Annotated in this window: 15 protein-coding genes; 2 read left to right on the top strand and 13 right to left on the bottom strand. The window is 37.6% G+C overall.

Annotated features, from left to right (window positions below; genetic code table 11):
- Positions 1-96 precede the first annotated feature (96 nt).
- The 3 genes from NSQ84_RS02550 to NSQ84_RS02540 form a co-directional block, all read right to left on the bottom strand.
- The gene (locus tag NSQ84_RS02550) at positions 97-1233 is read right to left on the bottom strand and encodes an XdhC/CoxI family protein (protein ID WP_339212194.1); all 1137 of its coding nucleotides are present in this window, start codon (positions 1231-1233) and stop codon (positions 97-99) included.
- Positions 1223-2029, bottom strand: coding sequence for an IclR family transcriptional regulator (locus tag NSQ84_RS02545; protein ID WP_063386360.1), 807 nt, complete (start codon positions 2027-2029; stop codon positions 1223-1225). Before NSQ84_RS02545 ends, NSQ84_RS02550 begins: the two co-directional genes overlap by 11 nt.
- Positions 2030-3042: 1013 nt before the next feature.
- A complete protein-coding gene (locus NSQ84_RS02540; protein WP_327873638.1) occupies positions 3043-4998 on the bottom strand; it encodes an electron transport protein in 1956 nt (651 codons plus the stop codon).
- 629 nt (positions 4999-5627) lie between these two features.
- Here NSQ84_RS02540 and NSQ84_RS02535 point away from each other — a divergent pair.
- Positions 5628-6530 carry an AEC family transporter gene (locus tag NSQ84_RS02535; protein WP_063387889.1) on the top strand — a complete coding sequence of 301 codons (903 nt, stop codon included), beginning with the start codon at positions 5628-5630 and terminating at the stop codon, positions 6528-6530.
- A gap of 55 nt (positions 6531-6585) precedes the next feature.
- On the opposite strand, the gene NSQ84_RS02530 is transcribed toward NSQ84_RS02535, so the two are convergent.
- Positions 6586-8040 carry a PLP-dependent aminotransferase family protein gene (locus tag NSQ84_RS02530; protein WP_144597166.1) on the bottom strand — a complete coding sequence of 485 codons (1455 nt, stop codon included), beginning with the start codon at positions 8038-8040 and terminating at the stop codon, positions 6586-6588.
- 125 nt (positions 8041-8165) lie between these two features.
- On the opposite strand from NSQ84_RS02530, the gene NSQ84_RS02525 reads away from it, so the two are divergent.
- Positions 8166-9101 carry an EamA family transporter gene (locus tag NSQ84_RS02525; RefSeq protein ID WP_144597164.1) on the top strand — a complete coding sequence of 312 codons (936 nt, stop codon included), beginning with the start codon at positions 8166-8168 and terminating at the stop codon, positions 9099-9101.
- A 496-nt stretch (positions 9102-9597) separates the two neighbouring features.
- Here NSQ84_RS02525 and NSQ84_RS02520 read toward each other — a convergent pair whose 3' ends face one another.
- The 9 genes from NSQ84_RS02520 to NSQ84_RS02480 form a co-directional block, all read right to left on the bottom strand.
- Positions 9598-9906 (bottom strand): hypothetical protein, encoded by a 309-nt coding sequence (locus NSQ84_RS02520; RefSeq protein WP_066246982.1) that lies wholly within the window; start codon positions 9904-9906, stop codon positions 9598-9600.
- 243 nt (positions 9907-10149) lie between these two features.
- Positions 10150-10311 carry a hypothetical protein gene (locus tag NSQ84_RS02515; RefSeq protein WP_162877049.1) on the bottom strand — a complete coding sequence of 54 codons (162 nt, stop codon included), beginning with the start codon at positions 10309-10311 and terminating at the stop codon, positions 10150-10152.
- Positions 10308-10979 carry an ABC transporter ATP-binding protein gene (locus tag NSQ84_RS02510; protein WP_327873637.1) on the bottom strand — a complete coding sequence of 224 codons (672 nt, stop codon included), beginning with the start codon at positions 10977-10979 and terminating at the stop codon, positions 10308-10310. The genes NSQ84_RS02515 and NSQ84_RS02510 overlap by 4 nt, the downstream gene beginning before the upstream one ends.
- A 438-nt stretch (positions 10980-11417) precedes the next feature.
- Positions 11418-13181, bottom strand: a complete 1764-nt coding sequence (locus tag NSQ84_RS02505; RefSeq protein WP_339212193.1) for a hypothetical protein — start codon at positions 13179-13181, stop codon at positions 11418-11420.
- Between the two features lie 824 nt (positions 13182-14005).
- Positions 14006-15076 carry an ABC transporter ATP-binding protein gene (locus NSQ84_RS02500; protein ID WP_144597155.1) on the bottom strand — a complete coding sequence of 357 codons (1071 nt, stop codon included), beginning with the start codon at positions 15074-15076 and terminating at the stop codon, positions 14006-14008.
- The gene (locus tag NSQ84_RS02495; protein ID WP_327873267.1) at positions 15063-16814 is read right to left on the bottom strand and encodes an iron ABC transporter permease; all 1752 of its coding nucleotides are present in this window, start codon (positions 16812-16814) and stop codon (positions 15063-15065) included. Before NSQ84_RS02495 ends, NSQ84_RS02500 begins: the two co-directional genes overlap by 14 nt.
- A gap of 17 nt (positions 16815-16831) precedes the next feature.
- Complete coding sequence (locus tag NSQ84_RS02490; RefSeq protein WP_063387898.1) at positions 16832-17875, bottom strand: ABC transporter substrate-binding protein; 1044 nt, start codon at positions 17873-17875, stop codon at positions 16832-16834.
- Positions 17868-18683 (bottom strand): 5'/3'-nucleotidase SurE, encoded by an 816-nt coding sequence (gene surE / locus NSQ84_RS02485; RefSeq protein WP_066248180.1) that lies wholly within the window; start codon positions 18681-18683, stop codon positions 17868-17870. The genes NSQ84_RS02490 and surE overlap by 8 nt, the downstream gene beginning before the upstream one ends.
- Positions 18680-19474, bottom strand: a complete 795-nt coding sequence (locus tag NSQ84_RS02480) for a sugar phosphate isomerase/epimerase family protein (RefSeq protein ID WP_311066827.1) — start codon at positions 19472-19474, stop codon at positions 18680-18682. The genes surE and NSQ84_RS02480 overlap by 4 nt, the downstream gene beginning before the upstream one ends.
- Between the last annotated feature and the right edge of the window lie 553 nt (positions 19475-20027).

Below are 20027 nucleotides of genomic sequence, written 5' to 3'. Positions count from 1 at the left end.
GTAATCCTTGTAATCACCTCCTTAAAGAGGGATAACTATATTTTGAATATTGGGAATATTAGGAATATTAAAATGATCATTTTATTTATGAGCTGCTCATGATACTAACTGACGGTCTTTTTTCTTACGCAAAAATCCGCCCGCACGCTTGTTTCGAAAAGCAATGATCTCAGCAAGAATACTTAACGCTATTTCCTGAGGAGACTCCGAACCAATATCTAATCCAACAGGATTAAATATGTGATCATATTGGTCAATGTCGTCTATTTGAAGAGCTTTAAATATTTTTTGGCATCTAGAACGCGGACCTAAAATCCCAATATACCTTGCATCCGTATGAAGTATATGTTTCAGAACATTTATATCTCGTTCCAAATGATGGTTCATAATGACCACATACGATTTGGAACTGACTTTTACCTTTTCGGGAATTGAGCTTGCATCTGCTAAAATTCTTTTCGCACCTGGAAAACGAGCTTCTGTTAGATAGGCTGATCTTGGATCGACTACGGTTGTATTAAATCCTAATCTAACACTAAACTCTGCTAAAGGAATGGCATCATGACCCGCACCAAAAATGATTAATTCAATCGGAGGAATATTTACATCAAAAAATACATCGACTTTTTCTCCGTTTGATAAGGTGAATGTTTTTGTTTCCGATTTTGGATTTGTACTTTGTAATAGATTTTTCGAAAAATCGCAGACGAATTGATGTAATTCATTATTGTCCAGCTTACCTACCGTTTGATAGTTTTCAGAAACAAAAATTTGCTTCTGTCCGGAATGTGAACGGGGTAAGTCTAAAGTTGTTGCTAAAACACCCATTTTTTCTTCTTTTACACAAGAAAGCCAAGCTGTCAATGGATTCTTTGAAAAATCTTCAATCGAGCGATCTAATGTTAATTCATCAAAATTGATTTTTTCAATATAGATATCAACAGTACCAGGACATCCTAGCCCCAGCCCCCAGACGAGATCTTCATCCATATCATAACGCCTTAGCACAGGTTTTCCATTCTCTATAACCTGCTTAGCAGCTTCGGCAACATCGGGTTCAAGGCAGCCGCCAGAAATTAAGCCGGTTGTGTTACCGCTTTCATCAATTAGCATTTTGGCCCCTTCTCGTTTATAGGCCGATCCTTTTACACGAACGACTGTCGCTATCGCCGCTTTATTCATTTTATTTCCATTCTCCAAAATTTGGTCTACAATACTTTTGTTATCGTTCAACTGTCTCTCCCCCTATTTTCGGAACGTATCCCAACATTCTGGAAACTTGAAATGCTGCTTCTTTTAATTGCGATGTAAAATCATTTTGATTTTCTCTCATTCTCGTTGTTGGACCGCCTAATCCGATTGAGCCAGCCATATTTCCAGTAAAATTAAAGATAGGTACGGCATAGCAAGTTAATCCTATTTCAATTTCTTCCCTGTCAATCGCATAACCGTTTCTTTTAATCTCAAGTAATTCTTTCCGAAGTTTATGAGCATCTGTAATGGTGTTCTCTGTATATTTTTTCATCCCTTTTTCCTCTAAAATTTTTTCGACTTCCTCCCATGTGAAAGTGGAAAGAATCGCTTTTCCGACCGCTGTGCAATGAACAGGTCTTCTCATCCCAAGCTGAGCTGTCGTTCGAATGGACTGCGTCCCCTCTTTTTTGTAAAGATAAACAATTTCTCCGTTGTAGTAGCCAGCCAAAAATGCAGTTTCTCCCGTTTTCTCCGCCAATTTTGTCAAATAGGGGGCAGCGATATCGACAACTTCAATATTATTCAATCCCGAAACACCGATTTGTACCGTTTTCCAGCCAACATAGTATCTTTCAGTATTTGCATCTAAATGAATATAATCACAATGCTTTAACGTTTCGATCAGCCGATAAATGGTAGTTTTCGGCATATCCAACTCTTTCACTAAATCAGCTAATGAAATACCGCCATTTGCAAAAGCAACCTTCTCAAGAACAGTGAGTGCTTTTATAACTGTTGAATTGATCTGTCTATCTGAGGGCTTAGGATTGACCATGAATATTTCTCCTCCTATGATACCGCTCACAAATCAAATTTGGAACGTTGTTTCAATTTTAATAATAAAAAAGACCTTTTTTTATGTCAATATAATTTTTATTATTTTCTATAAATTCTAAATGAAGTTACTATTATTAAATTTCTTGCTTAATTCAGGCAACCAACCATTAGGAGAAATGAGTACGTCAAATTGTGCAGGATCAAATAGAATATTCAAAGGACAATTCCATTCTAGTCGATACCGATTTTCCGATCATAGGTTTTCAGTAGTTGCTTACTATACGAGTAAAATCAAAGGCTCTGAAACATATGATCAGTAATCTATAATCTCTCAATCTATAAAAGATTAAATTATTTTAAAACTTTCGGGGGGTCGATTTTTTAAAAAACTGTCACTGCAAATGGTATCATTCAATAAATACGAGAAGGTAAATATAAACACGAAACGTTGTACAGTAAACAAACAGCGAGTTAGCTTCTAATCATAAACTACCTTCATGAAAACACATAAGTTCTGCCTCTAAAAAGAGCGATAGGTGAAATCTTAAAAAATTTGTCTACTTCATTGACTAATATCATTTCTGTTTTTTTGACACATTGCAGATGTGGCCATCATTTAACTTATTAAGCTGAGGTGCTTTATCTGTTGGGATCTCAACAGATATCCCGCGAAGTTCTCATCATTTCTCAGGAACATTTTTCATAAAGATTTCTGTTTTCTTTTTCTCTATGATCATGTTATTGATCGAAAAAGTATGTAATTTTGAAACGATCTAAGAGCATATTCTATGTGGCGATATTATCTTTTTCAACGGAACCATAAATACATAATTTTAAATTTCTGATTTTCCCGTTATATGCAATATCTGTACAAACTTATTGGAATTTAATCAAATAAGAGTCCTAAAGGGAAAGAACACTGATTTAAAGTCATTGCCCCCAATGGTTTTCTAATACAATTTTTATCGATAAAAAAGGAACAGGCATAGCTCATAATATCCTGTTCCAGTTTTACTTATTTTTTTGAATCGCCGTTAACGAAAGTAAATATTTGATCAAAGCATCTTGCTCTGATTTTGTGAACCCTGTTGATTCATCAACCCAATATTCATGTCCGATGCCTTTAATGTGCAAATCTTGGAGCTGCTGGGATGTAAGATTTGCTTTAATCACTTTGTCACGGAGGCTTTTATCAACAAGCGCCCGAAGACTGTTTGCAGGATCTGGTGTAATTCCTTTTAAAATAGTCCCTGTTACACCAATTTCCTGATCGATATCGTTCCCGACTGCCACACTGCCGTCATGCAAATAAGGAGCTGTCCAATACAACCCGATAAGACTTGGAACTTTGTATCCACCTGGCGAGTCTCCTAATGCAAAGGCTAATTTCAACTGATCACGATTAAGATGTTCAGTTGGCACTTTTAATACAGTCGGTTTTTTTGGAAGAGGAACAGGAGTTTCAGGTGAGTATAATAAAGATTCCCCCATGACCTTTCCGTAATTTTTTAACGCTTTCGCCCTTGAAGGTTCGGTTCCAATTTCCTTAACAGAGATCACTTGATTGTTTGTTAATGTACTTCCTGCATGACAGGTAATACAGTTTGCTTTCGCAAACACTTTTTTCCCCTGTTCTATGGCAGCTCGTTCAATCTTCATGTTTGGCTTAGGAGGCTGGAGCGTATTTTGCCAAGCCGCAACACCGTTATTTTGTTCGTTGAATTTGTAGCCCGGACTGCTGACAATTAATCCGTCCGGTGCTGTTAATGAAACTTTCGGAAATTGCGGCGGGGCAACAAGCTGATTAATGCCTGGAACATCAGGTGTGGGATCAACAGTTTGAAAAAACTTGGAAGGCTTTACACCGCTCTTGGGATTATAGCGGAAATTAGGATTTGCAGCGTTTTGCAAAATAGTCCCTAAATATACTTCTTTGTCAATCCCAAAAAGGTCTTTGCTGATTTCCGATTGTGACAGAGTATCCGCGTTTTGGGCATGAACATTGTTGCTAAACGCTGACAACCCCCGAAACGAACCGGCTGCTGCAAACCCGCTCCATCCATACGGATGATCTCCTAATGTAAAAGAATCCGGAATATCAGTAGGATTGCTAATTAAATCAATAGATGAATCGAAATGACCCCTTGGCCATTTTTGAAAGGTTTCATCAACAGCTTTTTCTAAAGATTCCGGATCCGGCAATGCTTCTTTTGTACCTTTTGTAGTTGTAACAGAACGATCTGTTCCTTTTAAATAATCTTTGATACTGGCAATATTTCCATGAGTAAAATAAGCGCTTGAGTTCGTTGCCAAAGCTAACAAAAGACCAAGATTTAAATCGTTGTTCGGTGCTCCTTCAATAACTTGTTTCGTATTTTGATCAACTGTTGCATGGCAAGCAGCACAGCTAATCCCGACTCTTATTTTTCCTTTTGAAAACGTTACCGGCATCCCAAGCGGAACATATGTACCTTTTACAACATCTATTCCTGTATCAATTTTTTCGCCTTTTTTGTATCTTTTCCCTCCAATTGTTATATCATCTGCCAATTCGACACGTAAGTTTGTTGTTCCTTCTCCTTTTAAAGCCATGATCGCCTTTGCAATATTACCGATCGTAAATGGACCGTCGATAATTCCCATAATATCTGTTAAAAAAACTTCATTCCCGAATGTTTCTTCATAAAATGTGTCCCTCCCGATTTTTAGAAGATGATGATTGATGGTCACCGCTCCATTTTTTGGTGAAAGCTCTGTTTTATCTTCTGTTTTGATAAGATTTGTTGATTTTTCACTTGCTATTTGCTTACCCCAAAGATCAAAACCGCTAAATTTATTTGGAACATATGGCATGACTTTTTCATTTTTAGGTTTATATCCATATCGAAAATCAACCGCAAAGAACGAGAACATTCCGATGCACAAAAGAACTAACAATACGGCCATAAACCATTTCTTAAAGGTCATGTTTTTGTTCTGCCCTCCTTCCGACTGCAATGACTATTCATAATATCTCTAGGAAAATGCACAATTATACTGAAGATCCTTTTATATAGAAAATAATTCAGTGGACAAAAAAATTCTTAGAGATGGAAAATATCATGCAGTTTGTTTTAGAAATTTTTCCCATCCACTTTTCAAGGACATAAAATAATAAGAGTATGATAAAGTTCCGTTAAAAAATAAAGTTGTTTTCTCATTTTCCTTAACAATATAACTTTTACATTTTATTCGGATATCTTCTGTGAATCTTTAAATTTATTAAATTTGTTGCTAATAACTGGGCTTTTGCTTTATTATTTGAAATAGGTGTTGCTTATACCAATTTAATACAGTGGTCTCAACAATTGGGCTTTCACATATTTTAGCAGTACTTGAAATGTTTTGGGTATTTTTAGGAAGAATGGTATTTTATCCTTTTGTGTAAGAAGAATATGGACGGAACAGGCAAGGTGGCAGCCGATTTGAACTTTGCAACTATCTAAAAAAGAATTGGCGTGCTTTCATATTTCAGCTTTAACTTTACGTGATAAAGCATTGGGCATCTGCTCAATGCTCTATTGTTTGTTCATTTTACGCAGAGTGGTGAAAAGGTTATGGAATTTGTTCTGATTGTATTGCCGGCTTTTATCATTTTTGCAGTCGGATATGTAGGGCAAAAAACAATTGGCTTTGACATTAAATCTATTTCGGTCATGACGACATACTTAATGTATCCGTTTCTTGTCTTCCGGACATTTTATACAAACAAAATTACACTTGATTATTTTTATATTCTTATATTTTGCTTGCTTTTATGTTTCATATTAATGGTTATCGTGAAAATTGTAAGTAAATTAAAAAAATTGCCACAATCGATAGAGTCTGCCATGATGTTATCAGCTGTTTTCATGAATAGCGGCAACTATGGGGCCCCAATTATATTGTTTGTTTTTGGACAAACTGCTTTTGATTATGCAGTCATCATGATGGTTATCCAGTCCTTTTTAATGAATACGATCGGTCTTTACTACGCTGCCATTGGCAGCAAAGAAGACAGCAGCATAAAAAGCGCCCTTATGAAAATAGTGAAAATGCCCGTTTTATACGGTTCAGCTGCCGGCATTTTGCTTCAAATCCTGCATGTTCCGGTGCCTGATTTCATCATGCAGCCTGTCGGTTTGATTGCCGATGCAACGATTCCGACCATTATGGTCATTCTCGGAATGCAGCTCGCCAACATCCAGCTAAAAAGTGTAAAAGCTGGCGACGTCGCTTCCATCTTTATCATTCGCATGATCATATCGCCTATTATTTCAATTGGTATTATTCTTTGTCTTCCGCTTGAAGACTTGCTTGCAAAAATTTTAATCATTCTTGCATCTATGCCTACTGCAGCCAACACGACAATGTTTGCTGTTCAATTTCAAACAGAACCAGATTTAGTTTCATTCAGCACATTAACCACGACGCTGGCCAGCATTGCTACAGTGCCGCTCTTGCTTGCGCTGCTCTCTTAAAAAAGAAACGAGCGAGCAGCATTACATGAACGGCAGCTCAAATGCGTCAAATGTGTCACATCTCTTTTTTATAATTTGCCATCATATTTTGCAAAATGTCCACCAGCTTTTCGATACCGACTTGCAAATCATGCTCGCTCAAATAAGAATAGCTGATGCGAATATAATGTTGTTTCGGTTCATGAAGAAAACAGGCGCTTCCGGGCAAATAAGAAATCTTATTTTTCCGAGCTGCTTCTTGCAATTTTATTGGCTGAATCACGGATGGAAGTTTAATCCAGGCATTCAATCCGCCTTTTGGTTTATAAATCATTACTTCCTCTAAATTTTTGAATGCGTCAAGAACCGTATTTCTTCTTAATTCAAGCGCAATTTTTAGTTTTTCCATATGATTTTTCATCCGCTCCGTTCGCAAAATGGGAAGCAGCGCTTTTTGCGGTAAGAGCGGGCTTCCGATATCCATCGTTGCTTTCGTGCCGTACAGCCAGTCGAATAAAACCCCATCCACAATGACAGCCGCAATGCGAATGCCTGGCGCAGTTGTTTTGCTAAATCCTTTAAGGTAAATGACATGACCGTTTTTATCAAAGAATTTTATTGGCTTTGGCACCGTAATATTGTCAAATGAAACTTCGCTGAATGAATCGTCTTCTAAAATTAAAAAATGGTACATTTCTGCTAGTTCTACCAATTGCTTGCGGCTCTTTTCCGGCATGCATGTTCCAGTAGGATTTTGAAAGGTTGGGTTTACATATAATAGTTTTGGTTGATGCACCTGCAATTTATCCTCCAATTCATCTACTTTCAGTCCCTCTTCATCTACTCCAATCGATACGACTTGAAATCCTTTATTGACAAACACATCAATGGCCGCACCATAACAAGGGCTTTCAACCATCACAACATCCCCTGGACTTAACAAAGTTTGCGCCACTAAGTCAATTCCTTGCTGTGCACCGCTTGTAATGATCATTTTGTCGTGTTTAACAGATAAGTGATGGAAGTTAAATAAGTAATTGGCAATTTCATACCTTAATTCTTCATCTCCTTCAATAGGACCATATGTCGACAACACAAGGGGATGCTGCTCCAATATTTTTTTCATTTCTTGAACAAGGAAGTGAGATGGAAGCAGCCTTGGATAAACGACTGCTTGGGAAAAGTCATAAATCTCTTTTTCACGATAGGCGAGATATTGTGATCTTGTTCCATTCATCTTCATCTGATGCTGCCAGCCGAAAGATTCAGAGTGCTTTTCATATGATTTTTTCTTTCCCGCTGCAACAAAAACACCTTTACCTTGCTGAATCTGTATATATCCTTTCAATTCCAGCAGTTTGTAGGCTTTTTGCACCGTCAGAAAGCTTACATTAAGTTCATTTGCTAACGATCTTAAAGAAGGAAGCCTTTCACCGTGAAGAAGCATGCCCGATTGAATCCGTTCTTCGATTTGCCTGCTGATTTGTTCATAATATGGGGTGCCTAATTTTTTATTAATCGATAATTGCATTGTCTCCCCTCCCATTACATAAAAGACAAAAGATAAAAGCGCATAACTGTTATACAGTGCATTGTACTGTTATATACCGTTGTCGTTATAATATCAAAAAACTTAACAAAAAGGAGTTATTCGTCGTGGTTATTTTGAATTACTGTTTTATATGCTTAATTTTTGGAACAACTTTTTTAGCTATCAAAATCGGAATTGAAGCAGGGGCACCGCCGTTTTTTTCAGCGGGAATGCGATTTTTGGCAGCTGGGGTGATTATGATGGCCGTCTTTAAAATGCGGAACTATCGATTGAAAACCGTTTTATTTTCCTCTTCGCTCGTGTTTAACGGTTTTTGCTTAACTTTTATCACTTTTGCTTCATTATATTGGGCTGAGCAATTCATCCCGTCCGGACTAGCTGCTGTATTATCTGCAACAGGCCCGATGATGGTGCTGCTCCATCAGGCAAGAGAGAATAAACAACCGATCAAAAAAGAACAATTAGCAGGGATGGCAGCTGCTTTAATAGGCGTCTTTTTGATCTCTTCACCGGGATTCTCTTTGCCTGTCTCCGGCATGTGGGTTTTGGCTTGCTTTATGATTATATTAAGCGAGTGGTTTTATGGACTTGGGACAGTTCGGGCAAAAATGTTTACAAGCAAACATCCGGATATCTCGCCGTTTCTTTCAAATGCCGTACAAATGTTTTACGGCGGCATTTTCTTATTGGCTGTATCCTTTTTAACGGGCGAACAAGGCAAATGGCTGCTGCTGGCAAGCTATGAAACGGTGTTATCACTGCTCTATTTAATCATCATCGGCTCCATCGTCGGCCACGGGCTGTATTATTGGCTTGTTTCAAAAACAAATCCGGTTTTTCCGTCAACTTGGCTTTACATTTCGCCTCTTGTCGCGCTAATCGCCGGCTACATAATATTAAATGAAATCATGAAACCCATTACGCTGATCGGCGCCTTCTTGATTTTATTTGGTGTATTTTTAACTAATCGATCAACTTTTTATGAGTATTGGAAAAAGGGAGCGCTGTTTCACAGGACCGCTTCAAAAAATTTTGATTGAAAACTCTGGAATATTTCAAAAAAAGCCGTTAAATCCCTGCGACAAAAATTTTCAGTGTGCCATTTCATCCATAGCGATTTAAAAAAATGAGGCCAGCTTGCCTCTCTCATTCAGAGGACAAGCTGGCCGGATTCTTTTGCACAGCTCTCTTAATATGTTTTAAATTTACCCATTACTTGATTTTTTTCAGATCGGCCACGTTGCGGCAAATGAAAGAACGACGACTTATCTATGTGTAAAGTGGACTATTTTCAACAATAAAAAAGCTTGCAGAGAAAAAATACTTCTTTCTCCGCAAGCTGATAGGAAAGGAGAGTTCTTTTTAACCCTCTTCAATCCATTAATTTTTTCTAAAAAAGTCAGTAAACGCGTTGAAAATTTCAAATCCTTGATAAGACAATAAAGAGAGAGCTGTAATTGAAAAAAATGCTGTCAATAACATACGTAACCAAATCATGGTACTCATCCTCCTTTGAATGATTTGTTTATGATTCATTCAAGCAGGCGAGACCACATAATTCGATTCGTAAAAGACGGGATTCAGCAAAAACCGTCTTTTGACAGATTGCACAAAGCAATAGCAGAAATAAGTGGTGCTTAACGCTATAAAAATGTAACTGGCAATATCAACCCAAGAGTCTTTTCCTATATCTGGTCCATCAATCGGAGCAAAATTTTCTGCCAAATGATCGATGGTGCTAATTTCGTGTACAGCATTTATAGTATGACTGGAACGATCACTGGAAATGTATAAACAGGTAATACTTATAAAAATAAAAATTGTCAGGGCAACGATTTTTTTCATGTATTCACGCCCCTTTAACATCTTTTCTTCATTATATACTTGGTTTTAATATTTTAAAACAAAAATGTTTTTCTGTCTTCCCCTCTGTTTGATTATTTAACGAACAATTTCTTTTCCTCGATTCTGCCATCTGCTTTAGTTCTGTAAGATTTCACTGTTGAATCCGGGAGGCAATCCGCAGTGCCTTCAAAAAACTTCACCTGTTTCTGTACGAATTTCCGAAATGCTGTCTGTCGGCAGGTTTTATTTTTTGAGACTTATTAAACGAATCAGTGAGGAGACCAAAAAAGCAGCAGCAACAGCTAGAAGAATTTTTCCGACAAGCAATGCTGTTATTTTCAGCACGAATACTGCCAAAATCATGACTAAACTGATTGCGATCATAATGAGAGAATAAGTTTTCATATGAGGTTCATCTCCTTTAGCTGTCTGTTTTCAAGCAGAAAAAATCGGCTTCCTAATTCGGCATAAATATATCGCTGGTGACTTGTAAATAAAATGCATTGTTCCTTGAACGCTTCTTTCAGCATCATGATTGACTGCTTTTGTGAGGCCTCGTCTAATGAAGTAAAAGGTTCATCCAAAATAATCAACTCAGGTGATCTTGCTAACATACTAATAAGGAATAGTTTATATTTCATGCCTAGAGAGTAATGTTTGACCGGCTTTTGCAAAGCATGTGTCAGATCAAACTGTTCACAAAGCTCTTGGAATCTTTCTTCATATGCAGCTCTTTTTTCTTTTTTGATCCTCCAAAGTGAAAGAATAAGCTCCTTATTTTCAAATCCAGTTAATGCATCATAAACAAGTGGTTTATCAGGAATATAGGCCATTGCTTCTTTAAAACGATCTGTTCCAGGCTTATACTGTTCATTAAATAAAATGTTGCCTGAATCCGGTTGGATTAATCCCGCTATTAGCCTTAGCAAAGTTGATTTGCCGCTGCCATTTTTTCCGATGATACATGCTCGGTCTCCTGCATGTAATTGAAAAGAAACATTTTCCAGCAATGCTCCTTTTTCTGCAGTTTGTTCATACTGAAAAGCCAGTTGTGAAACTTGAAGCTTAACCATTAGAAATCCTCCAATAATCAACAAACAGTTTATAATCCAATAAAGCGAGACAATACGCCACAGCTCCTATTCTGCTTCCTTTTAGCGTAAGAAACTATTCCGTAATAAAGCAGAAATATCAGATAAAGGGATAAGTACTTTTGACTGAAAAAATAAATAGTCCCGGTATTTCAAGCACTGTGTGAGAAAAAGGTAAGTCCTACATGACAGCGGTCATATAAGTCGTGATTTCCCTATGAGAATTGTTGTAAAACAAAGTGACTGCGGTCATCTTCCATCAAGTCAACGAACCAATTCCAAACATTGATAGCTCTCTAACATAAAAATAACTGCGAAAGAAAAATTGTTTCCTAGTTGTAAATTTGGAATGCACTCATTGCGAGTATATAGCAGCGATTTCAAACACAAGAAATAAATCAGTCCCAGCGAGGCAATCACTTATTCAGTAATAGAAAGGATTTTAACTTTTTCAACATGGTCAATTCCTTTTTTCATTGTGTTCTTACAAACAATTAGGCAAATGGCTGAAACTATCATAAAATATAGAACAGATATGTAGTTGACAACACCTGCCGCTTCCCTCAATACACCAATAAATAGTGATGCGAGCAAGTAATAAATAAAAGGCATGACGAGAAAGTTCCTCATAAAAGCTTGGCCGTTATTTACTATGCTTTCCTCTTCTTCAGTTGTTCCAATCTCGTATTCATGAATAAAATGGAACTTGGTGATAAATGGAAACAAGTATAATTGAATAAATGGAAAAATGAAAAAAGAGATAGTTATTCCAATAAAAGGAATGATCATCCTGAGATCAGCTATTTGGAAATACGTAAGAATCATTATATTCCCGATCGTCAAAAAGAAAGATGGAATTAAATATAGGCAATAAAACAATTTCAATTTTGCCCAAAAGAATTCAGTTAACGAAGAAAATGATAGTTGGTACATCCATATGTTTCTTTTTTCGGTGCTAAAAGAAAAGAAAGAAGGAGTCAACATTCTCATTTCCATTGCTTGGTTAGCCAAAACCATCAAGTTCAATGTAAATAATAGCTGTATTTGGAGAGCCGTGTTCCCTGTCGCTGACATACATGCAGTAAAGAAACCTATATAAAAAAATGCTTCGTAAGATAAGAGCATATAATTAAAAAATTCTTTTGAGAGCAGCCATCTTTTTTCACGTATGATTTGTAGATCTTTATAAATCAGTGCATTCTTCGGCAAAAAAATAGAACGTACCCAATGCAGCAGCTGTAGATAGAAGTGAAAAAAGTCACGAAATCTCTTAATCTCTCCATGATCTTCAGTTGGAATCATTTTAACAGGCAAGGAAAGTACGCCAACTAGAAGGAAAATCAGAGGCCCTAACATCCATGGAGTCCCAATAAAATGTTCAATCTGCAAATATAAAGAGCCGTCTGAAAATAAACTCTTTTGAAAGGAGTTTATTTTATTCCCATATAGATTGATCAGCTGCTGAGATAGATTGACCCAAGCTGCATCTTCAGCTGCAGCCAAAAAGGATGGAAAATTATCCTTAAATGTTTTGAAAATAGGGACTAGAAGACCTGACACAAGAACGCGCCCCAGCATAAAAAAAGCAGTTGAGACAGCGGCGAAAAATACAAAACGGACCCACCCTATTTTTTTTACTACAATGTTATGAATATAGGCACCTGCAAGTTTATTGCTCGTCATAAACAACAGAGCGCCCAGCAGCAAAATATTCAACTGCTTCATCCAGAATAAAGCATCTAATGATTCCGCAATTCGTGATTGAAATAAAATATAAACAAAAAATAGGCTGGAATTTGTAAAAATGCTCCATACCAGCTCTAAAGCAATAAATGTGATATGTATTGATTTGAACGAGACTGGAGCAGCCTGAATAAGATCCATAAACGGTGGAATATGAGTTCTTCGATAAGCTCCGGCTCCCTTAAAAATTGAATAAAGAAGAAAAAAGACAATGAAACCACTCTCCCATTGCTGGCGATATTGCTGGGAGTATAGCCATTTGTACAAAACGGATACGATGACGAAGGCAAGCAAAATATCAAGAATAAAAGAAAACATCATATACTGTTTTGAACTAAGTTTTCTTAAAAAGGGCGCTTTTTTAATAATGAATTCGATGACAGCAGAATATTGCTGCTGCATTCTAACCGATAGCATAAGTGATAATAGTTTTATTAACATTCTCTCACCTGTATTTCAAAGTATGAAAATTCTTCATCGAAAAATAGTTTGACTTTCAAGCCGATAATCACTTTTCTTGATTTCCTTCTTTAGATATTAACGAATTGCTTCTTAACCTGCTGCAGCGCTCAATGAACGTCCGTCTGAACCAACTGCTGTTGGAATAGAAACGAGTGCAGTAATAGCTCCGCCAGCTTCAACAACATTTAAGACAACCGCCGCTACACTTTCACGATCTGCAGCTGGAAACGCTGAAGAGAGTGAGCACAGTGCAAACGTTAAATTGCCGACTGCTAAAGCACTAAAAGAAAAGACAGCTTGTTTTATTTCTTTTAGCCATTAACAGTAAATTACTTACTAAAATACTTTTTATTACCATCTAAGTTTAAGATATATTCAGACCACTATCAATACATCTTTGTAAATTTTATTCACAAAACTTTCACTCAAGTTTTTAAATTTTTTACAACACTCTAACCCAACAGATCAGGCAAGTATGAACTTCTATCCTGCTTGGCTTGGTAGGGATCTGGCTTCATTAGTTGACTCTTGATCTTTTTGCCTGACATTTTTTCTTCACTGTTTAAAAAATAAAAAGCAGATAGACTGACAAGCAGAAATAAACCGCACAACGATAACACTGCTACTTTTTTTGACTTCATTATTCTATTTTTTGATCTATTCTAAATATATAAAATTTTAAATCTATAAAAAATGACAAAAAAGCACCCATCTCATTTGAGAGGGTACTTTCAAGCAGATTAGACCAAACTCAATCTCCATCAATACAATCAAGTTTACACAGAACCTTTGAATCATTTATGTTATACAAGAACTGCTTCTTTTTTTATTACAGTATTTTGAAGAACGAGATTGACCGGATCTCCAACTTGAAAGCGAGAAGTATGTTGAATCAATTCATGTACCGTCCATTCTTCTTCACCTACTTGTACGATGTAATACATTTCTTTTCCTTGATATTGAACAAATTTTACCACCCCATGCGAAGAACCTTCTTTTGCTTTAGACAGCGCCCATTGATCCGGACGGACAGGATATAGACCCTTTTTTTTCAAATTAATAGATACTCCTATATCCGGCCATTTTTCATTAGGAAATGGCTTCGGAATAAACATTCCTTCCTCCCATTTACCTTGAATTAAATTGCATTTACCTACAAAAGTTGCAACAAATTCTGTCTCCGGCCTTGTAAAAATCATTTCCGGCCGGTCAATTTGTTCAATTTTCCCATGATTCATTACGACAATTCGATCTGCCATCGCAAATGCTTCGCTTTGATCATGGGTAACATATACAATGGAAGCATTTGTGTGACGATGAATGTGTTGAATCTCCTTTCTCATTTCCATTCGAAGTTCAGCATCTAAAGCACTGAGAGGCTCATCCATTAATAAAAGACCTGGTTCTGGCGCAATTGCACGTGCTAAAGACACCCGCTGTTTTTGTCCACCGGAAAGTTCATGAGGATATCGTTGGGCTAGCGACTCTAACCCAACCATTCGTAAAACATTTTTCACTCTCTCCTCCCGCTGCTCCTTATCAGCCTTTGGAGCAAACGAATGATGCATTAAAGGAAATTGAACATGCTCATATACTGTCATATGCGGCCATAAGGCAAACGATTGAAAAACCATCCCTATGTTCCTTTTTTCCGGCGGGAGGACGGCTTCCGCTGAAGCAACAACAGTATCATTTATCGTAATGGTTCCGCTTGTCGGTTTCATAAAACCGGCCAGTAATTTTAATAATGTAGTCTTTCCACAACCAGAAGGTCCCAAAATGGCGATAAATTCTCCATCCTTGATTGTTAAATCAATGGAATGCAAAGCTGTGACATCCCCATATGCTTTTGAAATCCCATCAAGCCGAATCATTTTGTTTCAACACCTTTCGTCTCCAAACTTTTTCAAGGCTGATAAACAAAAAACTGCCGAACAAAATTCCTAAAACAATTAAACTTGAAAATGCTGTGGAATAAGTGGTATATCCAGCCTGTTCGTAGTTAAAAATAACAACTCCCACCGTTTCGGCTCCTGTAGACCATAGAAGGCTGGAAACCGTCAGTTCGGTCAAAGAGGTTAAAAAGACCAACAAGGCTCCGCCAATGATACCCGGCAAAAGAAGCGGCATGAGAATTCGCCGCCATTTGACCAAAGGTTTAGCCCCTGACGTACGAGCAGCTTCTTCAATGGAAGGCTCTACCTGTGTCAGCGCCGTGTAGCTTCCCCTAACCTGTAAAATGATAAATCTTGTAATGTAGGCAATAATTAAAATCCAAATGGAGCCGTAGATACCCGGGTTCCATCCTGGCAACGGCTGCATCCATGAAAAGATCATACTGAGAGCAAAGACAGTCCCCGGCAGTGCGTAAGGTATCGTTACAAACAGCTCCACTAACTTTGTCCATCTATTTGGTGATTTATAGCGAAGATACGCAATGGCCGTTCCGACAATCAATGAGACAATTGTCGTTAAGATCGCAAGCTTCATGCTGTTGCTGATCGCTGACATTGTTTTTGGATCAGAGAATAGAATGTATCGATAGTTTTCCAGTGATAAATTTTCTAATTGAAAAGGGAGCCCGTAAGCTTTTATTAATGATGTCGTACCCATTGAAACGAACGGAACGAAACTCGTGAACAACAAAAGTGCCCAAACGGCTATTTCGATCAAACGCTTCCACGTCAACGATAAATGAATGCGAGGTTCTTTATCCCGTTTGACCGTTTCAATTACACGGCTTCGCCTTAAAAGAAGCCATTGAATAGACAGTCCGATTAAAGCAATTGCTCCCAACAAAATCGATAGAACGGCCGCTCTTGCAAAGGCAGCCGGTCCAAATCCGACGACTTCTTCGTAAATATACGTACTTAGCACACGAATGTTTGCCGGGATACCTAAAAAAGCAGGGATCCCAAAGTTATCAAGATTTGATAAAAAAGCGAGCATTCCGCCGCTGCAAATCCCGGGCAATGCTAGCGGAAGGATGACCTTACGAATAATAGTTCCTCTTTTAGCACCGCATGTTTGTGCCGCTTGCTCAAGCTCCAGAGGAATTTTTCTAAACACTTCCACCGTTAGTAAATATACAAGCGGATAATGAGACAAACCTAAAATAAAAATGATTCCACCTATGCTATACAAGTTTGGCAGCTTCCAATCTCCTGGAAGCATATGAAGAACAGCTGCAATTGGTCCATTGCCGCTAAAAAACTGAACCCATGCAAGTGTTGTAATGTATGAAGGAATAATAAACGGAAGAAAGATAAACAGCTGCATCCATTTTTTCCCGCTAATGTTTAAATAGGCGATAACCCATGCCATCGCAATCCCTAAAATAAGTGAAACCAAAGTAGAACCGATGACGATATAAAGCGTATTTTTCACAGTGATCCATGTTTGTTCTTCTTTCAGCACTTCTGAGTAATTCGAAAATGAGACGGCACCCTCTTCTGTTAAACTTAATAAGATAAGGCGAAAAACGGGAACTATAAAAAATAAAATAATCAGTAAAAACCCGAAACCCATCCACAAGTTTTTCAATGGGGAGAAACGAGAAAACGAGGACGTGCTCCTCGTCATCCCTTTTGTTTGCTCTTTACCAGGAAACATCGTCCTCTCTCCTTTAATTATTGTTGACCAAATATTTCACCAAATTTTGCTTTATCTTCTTCACGAGATTGATAAAGCTCAGATATGTCTGCATTCAGTACGTTCAACTCATCAATCGTTTTTAATCCCTCTGGAGCATTAACGTCTTGGCGAATCGGTGTATATCCAAGTTCAGCTGCTAATTTTTGTCCTTCTTCTGATAAAACGAAATCTACGAAAGCTTTAGCTGCTTCTTCATTTTTTGTATCCTTCATAATACCGATCGGTTCAGTAATGACAGGAACGCCTTCTTTCGGATAGATGAATTCTACAGGTGAACCTTCTTTTTTGGCGCGCGCAGCGAGATAATCAACAACGATTCCGTATGGCTTTTCCCCTGAAGCAACCGATTTTAACACACCGCCATTCCCTTTCGTAACAGCCATTCCGTTTTCTTTTAAACGCTTGAAGAAATCCCATCCTAAATCGTTTTGTCTTGTAAACACTCCAAGATTGTATGCAGCTGCTCCTGAATAAAACGGGCTTGGCATAATCGCTTTTCCTTTTGCGTCGCTTTCCGTCAATACATTCCAGCTATCAGGTATGTTTTGCACACTATTTGTGTTCACTGCAAGAACAGTTGCCATCACTTTTGTGCCTGTGTACATGCCGTCACTGTCAATAAACTGACCCGGAATTTGTTCTGCTTCTTTTGATTTGTAAGAAAGTAAAAGATCGTCATTTTTTAAACTTTCAAACGTTACAGCGTCTGCAACAAGCAAAACATCTGCTTGAATGTTTCCAGCTTCTTTTTCAGCTTGTAATTTTGCAATCACTTCTTCCGTTCCTGACCGGAAAGTATTGACTTTTACATCAGGATATTTTTCATTAAAAGCTGTCACTAATCTTTGAGCATCTTCATCAGGCTGTGAAGTATAGAAATTAAGTTCCCCTGAGACTTCCTTCTTTTGTTCTGACTGCGTTTCTACATCATTGCTTGATGAGGCATTATTGCTGCTGCCACAGGCAGCTAATACAAAAAGTAATGTGAATATAGTGAAAGCGGACAACCATTTACGCATTGGAATGTTCCTCCTTACCCTCTTTTAAGAAATTTAAAGAGCATTTTCGAAACCAGCGTTCAATCTGTTCCATTTTCCGTTTGTGATGAACGGGAAACTCCACAGGTGAAACGGTAATATAACCTTCCTTTAGCTTTAAATAATCACTGTTTTCGTTAAGGTTTACTAATTGGTTTAATTCATCTTTTAACCAAAAATATACTTGACCGTGCGGATCGTTTAGCCCTACGTATCGATAACGGGAAACTGTCAAATCTAAAGGAACTACCTCAACACCTTTACAAAGATAAATCGGAATATTCGGTAAATTGATGTTTAAGAAAACTCCTTTAGGAATTCGGTTTTGTAAAATAATTTCAACCGCTTTATACAAAAGCTGTTTTGTTTTTAAATAATTTACCTTCGCTTCATCAAATTCGTTCAACGATACTGATACGGCTGGAACGTTGTAAAGAGAAGCCTCAACCGCACCTGCCAATGTACCAGAATAATATAAATCCCTTCCTAAATTCGGACCAAGATTAATACCTGAAAACAAAATATCAGGCGGAGTCTTTAACAGAACTTCCATCCCAAGCTTGACGCAATCGGCCGGAGTACCGTTTACGGCCCATGCCCCTTTCGTTCCAGAGAATATTTCCACAGGTTTCACTTTTAATGGTGTTCTGAGAGTAATGGAATGGCCGACTGCGCTTCGTTCTTGGTCGGGACAAACGACATAAACTTCACCAAAATGCTGAAGAACTTCTACAAGTGCTTCGACTCCTGGCGCAAAAATTCCGTCATCGTTTGTAACTAAAATTCTCAACGGACGACCTCCTTCAATCGATTTCCGTTCCGTTTTGCATACAGTACATTTTTCTTTAACACCATCAAATCTTTTGAAGCATCAAACCCTTCAATAATTACTGGAATATTCTCGATAGTTAAAAATTTGTTTAATATTTCTTCTCCGATATCACCGTCACCTAACGGTAAATGAAGAATTTCATTTGTTGCATCACTAATATGAATTTTGTTTACCTCAGGCATTTCATTCCAGATAGAAAAAATGTCTGCGTGTAATGGAATGTGGGCGACATCAAATGTCGTTTGAATTTGCGGGAAAAAAGGTGCAATCACTTTTTTTACGGCGGCTGGTTTAATAATAAACTCTTTCGCCTTCCATTCCATCATTTCTAACGATAACGTGAGTCCTTCTTGTCTAGCTTTTCGATCAAGTTCTTCCATTGATTCGAACAAAAGCTCTTCATGGACAGAAACGTCTGAATCCGCAAGAGTCAGCTTTCCTGGATGAAATGTAATATTATCAGCTCCAATTTGTGAAGCCAGCTCAATAGATCGAATAATTTCATGAACGGACTGCTTGCGAATGCCATTATTTAGAGAACTTAAGTTTAAATCCCAGCTTGCTGCGTGCATCGTCAGCTGCATGTTTGTTTCTTCTTTGACCTGCCGGATTCGTTTAGGCATGCTTTCATATTTCCACACATGCTCTGCCCAAACCTCAACACCGACAAATTTTAACTCTTTTGCCAGCCTAATCACTTCCTCAACCGGAAATGCCCATGCAAGTGTAGAAGCAAAGCGTATATTCATCGAACTGATTTCCTCCTTTCTTATTTTTGAATGAAATGGAGAGATTCATTTTTACATTGCCGATTAGAGAAAGATTTCGTGAGTTAAGTCCATGAAAATCACTTCCTCCTGAATCAACAATTAATCCTGACAAGCAATTGGAATATGTATGTCCACTTCCTTTTCATCTATCTTAAGTTTAGAAAAGATTTGTTAAGGAACACTTAAAGGCGGTTTGAACTTTTGTAAACATTCTGTAAATGAAAAAATAAAAATAAGAAATGAAAAAGCGGCTTCAAATCGCAATTATGCATCATTCCCAACTTAGAATGTAAATTGTTTGTAAATTTTTTACGATTTATTCATATTCTTTGCTAAATACACTCTTTTTTGTTTAGATATCACATGTGTTGTCATATTATAAAAATCATTGCGACGTGATATTTTCCGAGTTTACTAGCAGTTTCCCACACAGATGAAAAAATTCAGTTTGTTTTTCCAAATGAGATTGATTCCGGAAATAATCGCAAAATATTTTATATGCCCCCTTTTGAGGACGCTAAAGGACATTTCG

The organism is Aeribacillus sp. FSL K6-3256 (assembly GCF_037965805.1).
Classification (GTDB): Bacteria; Bacillota; Bacilli; order Bacillales; family Aeribacillaceae; genus Aeribacillus; species Aeribacillus composti.
The sequence above is the reverse complement of the archived record's forward strand: the minus strand, read 5'-3'. Positions and strand labels throughout refer to the sequence as shown.

Bases quoted from the DNA above. Each gene is read 5' to 3' on its own strand.
- NSQ84_RS02545 (WP_063386360.1), bottom strand. From the start codon at position 2,029: ATGGTCAATCCTAAGCCCTCAGATAGACAGATCAATTCAACAGTTATA.
- NSQ84_RS02540 (WP_327873638.1), bottom strand. From the start codon at position 4,998: ATGACCTTTAAGAAATGGTTTATGGCCGTATTGTTAGTTCTTTTGTGC.
- NSQ84_RS02535 (WP_063387889.1), top strand. From the start codon at position 5,628: ATGGAATTTGTTCTGATTGTATTGCCGGCTTTTATCATTTTTGCAGTC.
- NSQ84_RS02530 (WP_144597166.1), bottom strand. From the start codon at position 8,040: ATGCAATTATCGATTAATAAAAAATTAGGCACCCCATATTATGAACAA.
- NSQ84_RS02520 (WP_066246982.1), bottom strand. From the start codon at position 9,906: ATGAAAAAAATCGTTGCCCTGACAATTTTTATTTTTATAAGTATTACC.
- NSQ84_RS02515 (WP_162877049.1), bottom strand. From the start codon at position 10,311: ATGAAAACTTATTCTCTCATTATGATCGCAATCAGTTTAGTCATGATT.
- NSQ84_RS02510 (WP_327873637.1), bottom strand. From the start codon at position 10,979: ATGGTTAAGCTTCAAGTTTCACAACTGGCTTTTCAGTATGAACAAACT.
- NSQ84_RS02505 (WP_339212193.1), bottom strand. From the start codon at position 13,181: ATGTTAATAAAACTATTATCACTTATGCTATCGGTTAGAATGCAGCAG.
- NSQ84_RS02500 (WP_144597155.1), bottom strand. From the start codon at position 15,076: ATGATTCGGCTTGATGGGATTTCAAAAGCATATGGGGATGTCACAGCT.
- NSQ84_RS02495 (WP_327873267.1), bottom strand. From the start codon at position 16,814: ATGTTTCCTGGTAAAGAGCAAACAAAAGGGATGACGAGGAGCACGTCC.
- NSQ84_RS02490 (WP_063387898.1), bottom strand. From the start codon at position 17,875: ATGCGTAAATGGTTGTCCGCTTTCACTATATTCACATTACTTTTTGTA.
- NSQ84_RS02480 (WP_311066827.1), bottom strand. From the start codon at position 19,474: ATGAATATACGCTTTGCTTCTACACTTGCATGGGCATTTCCGGTTGAG.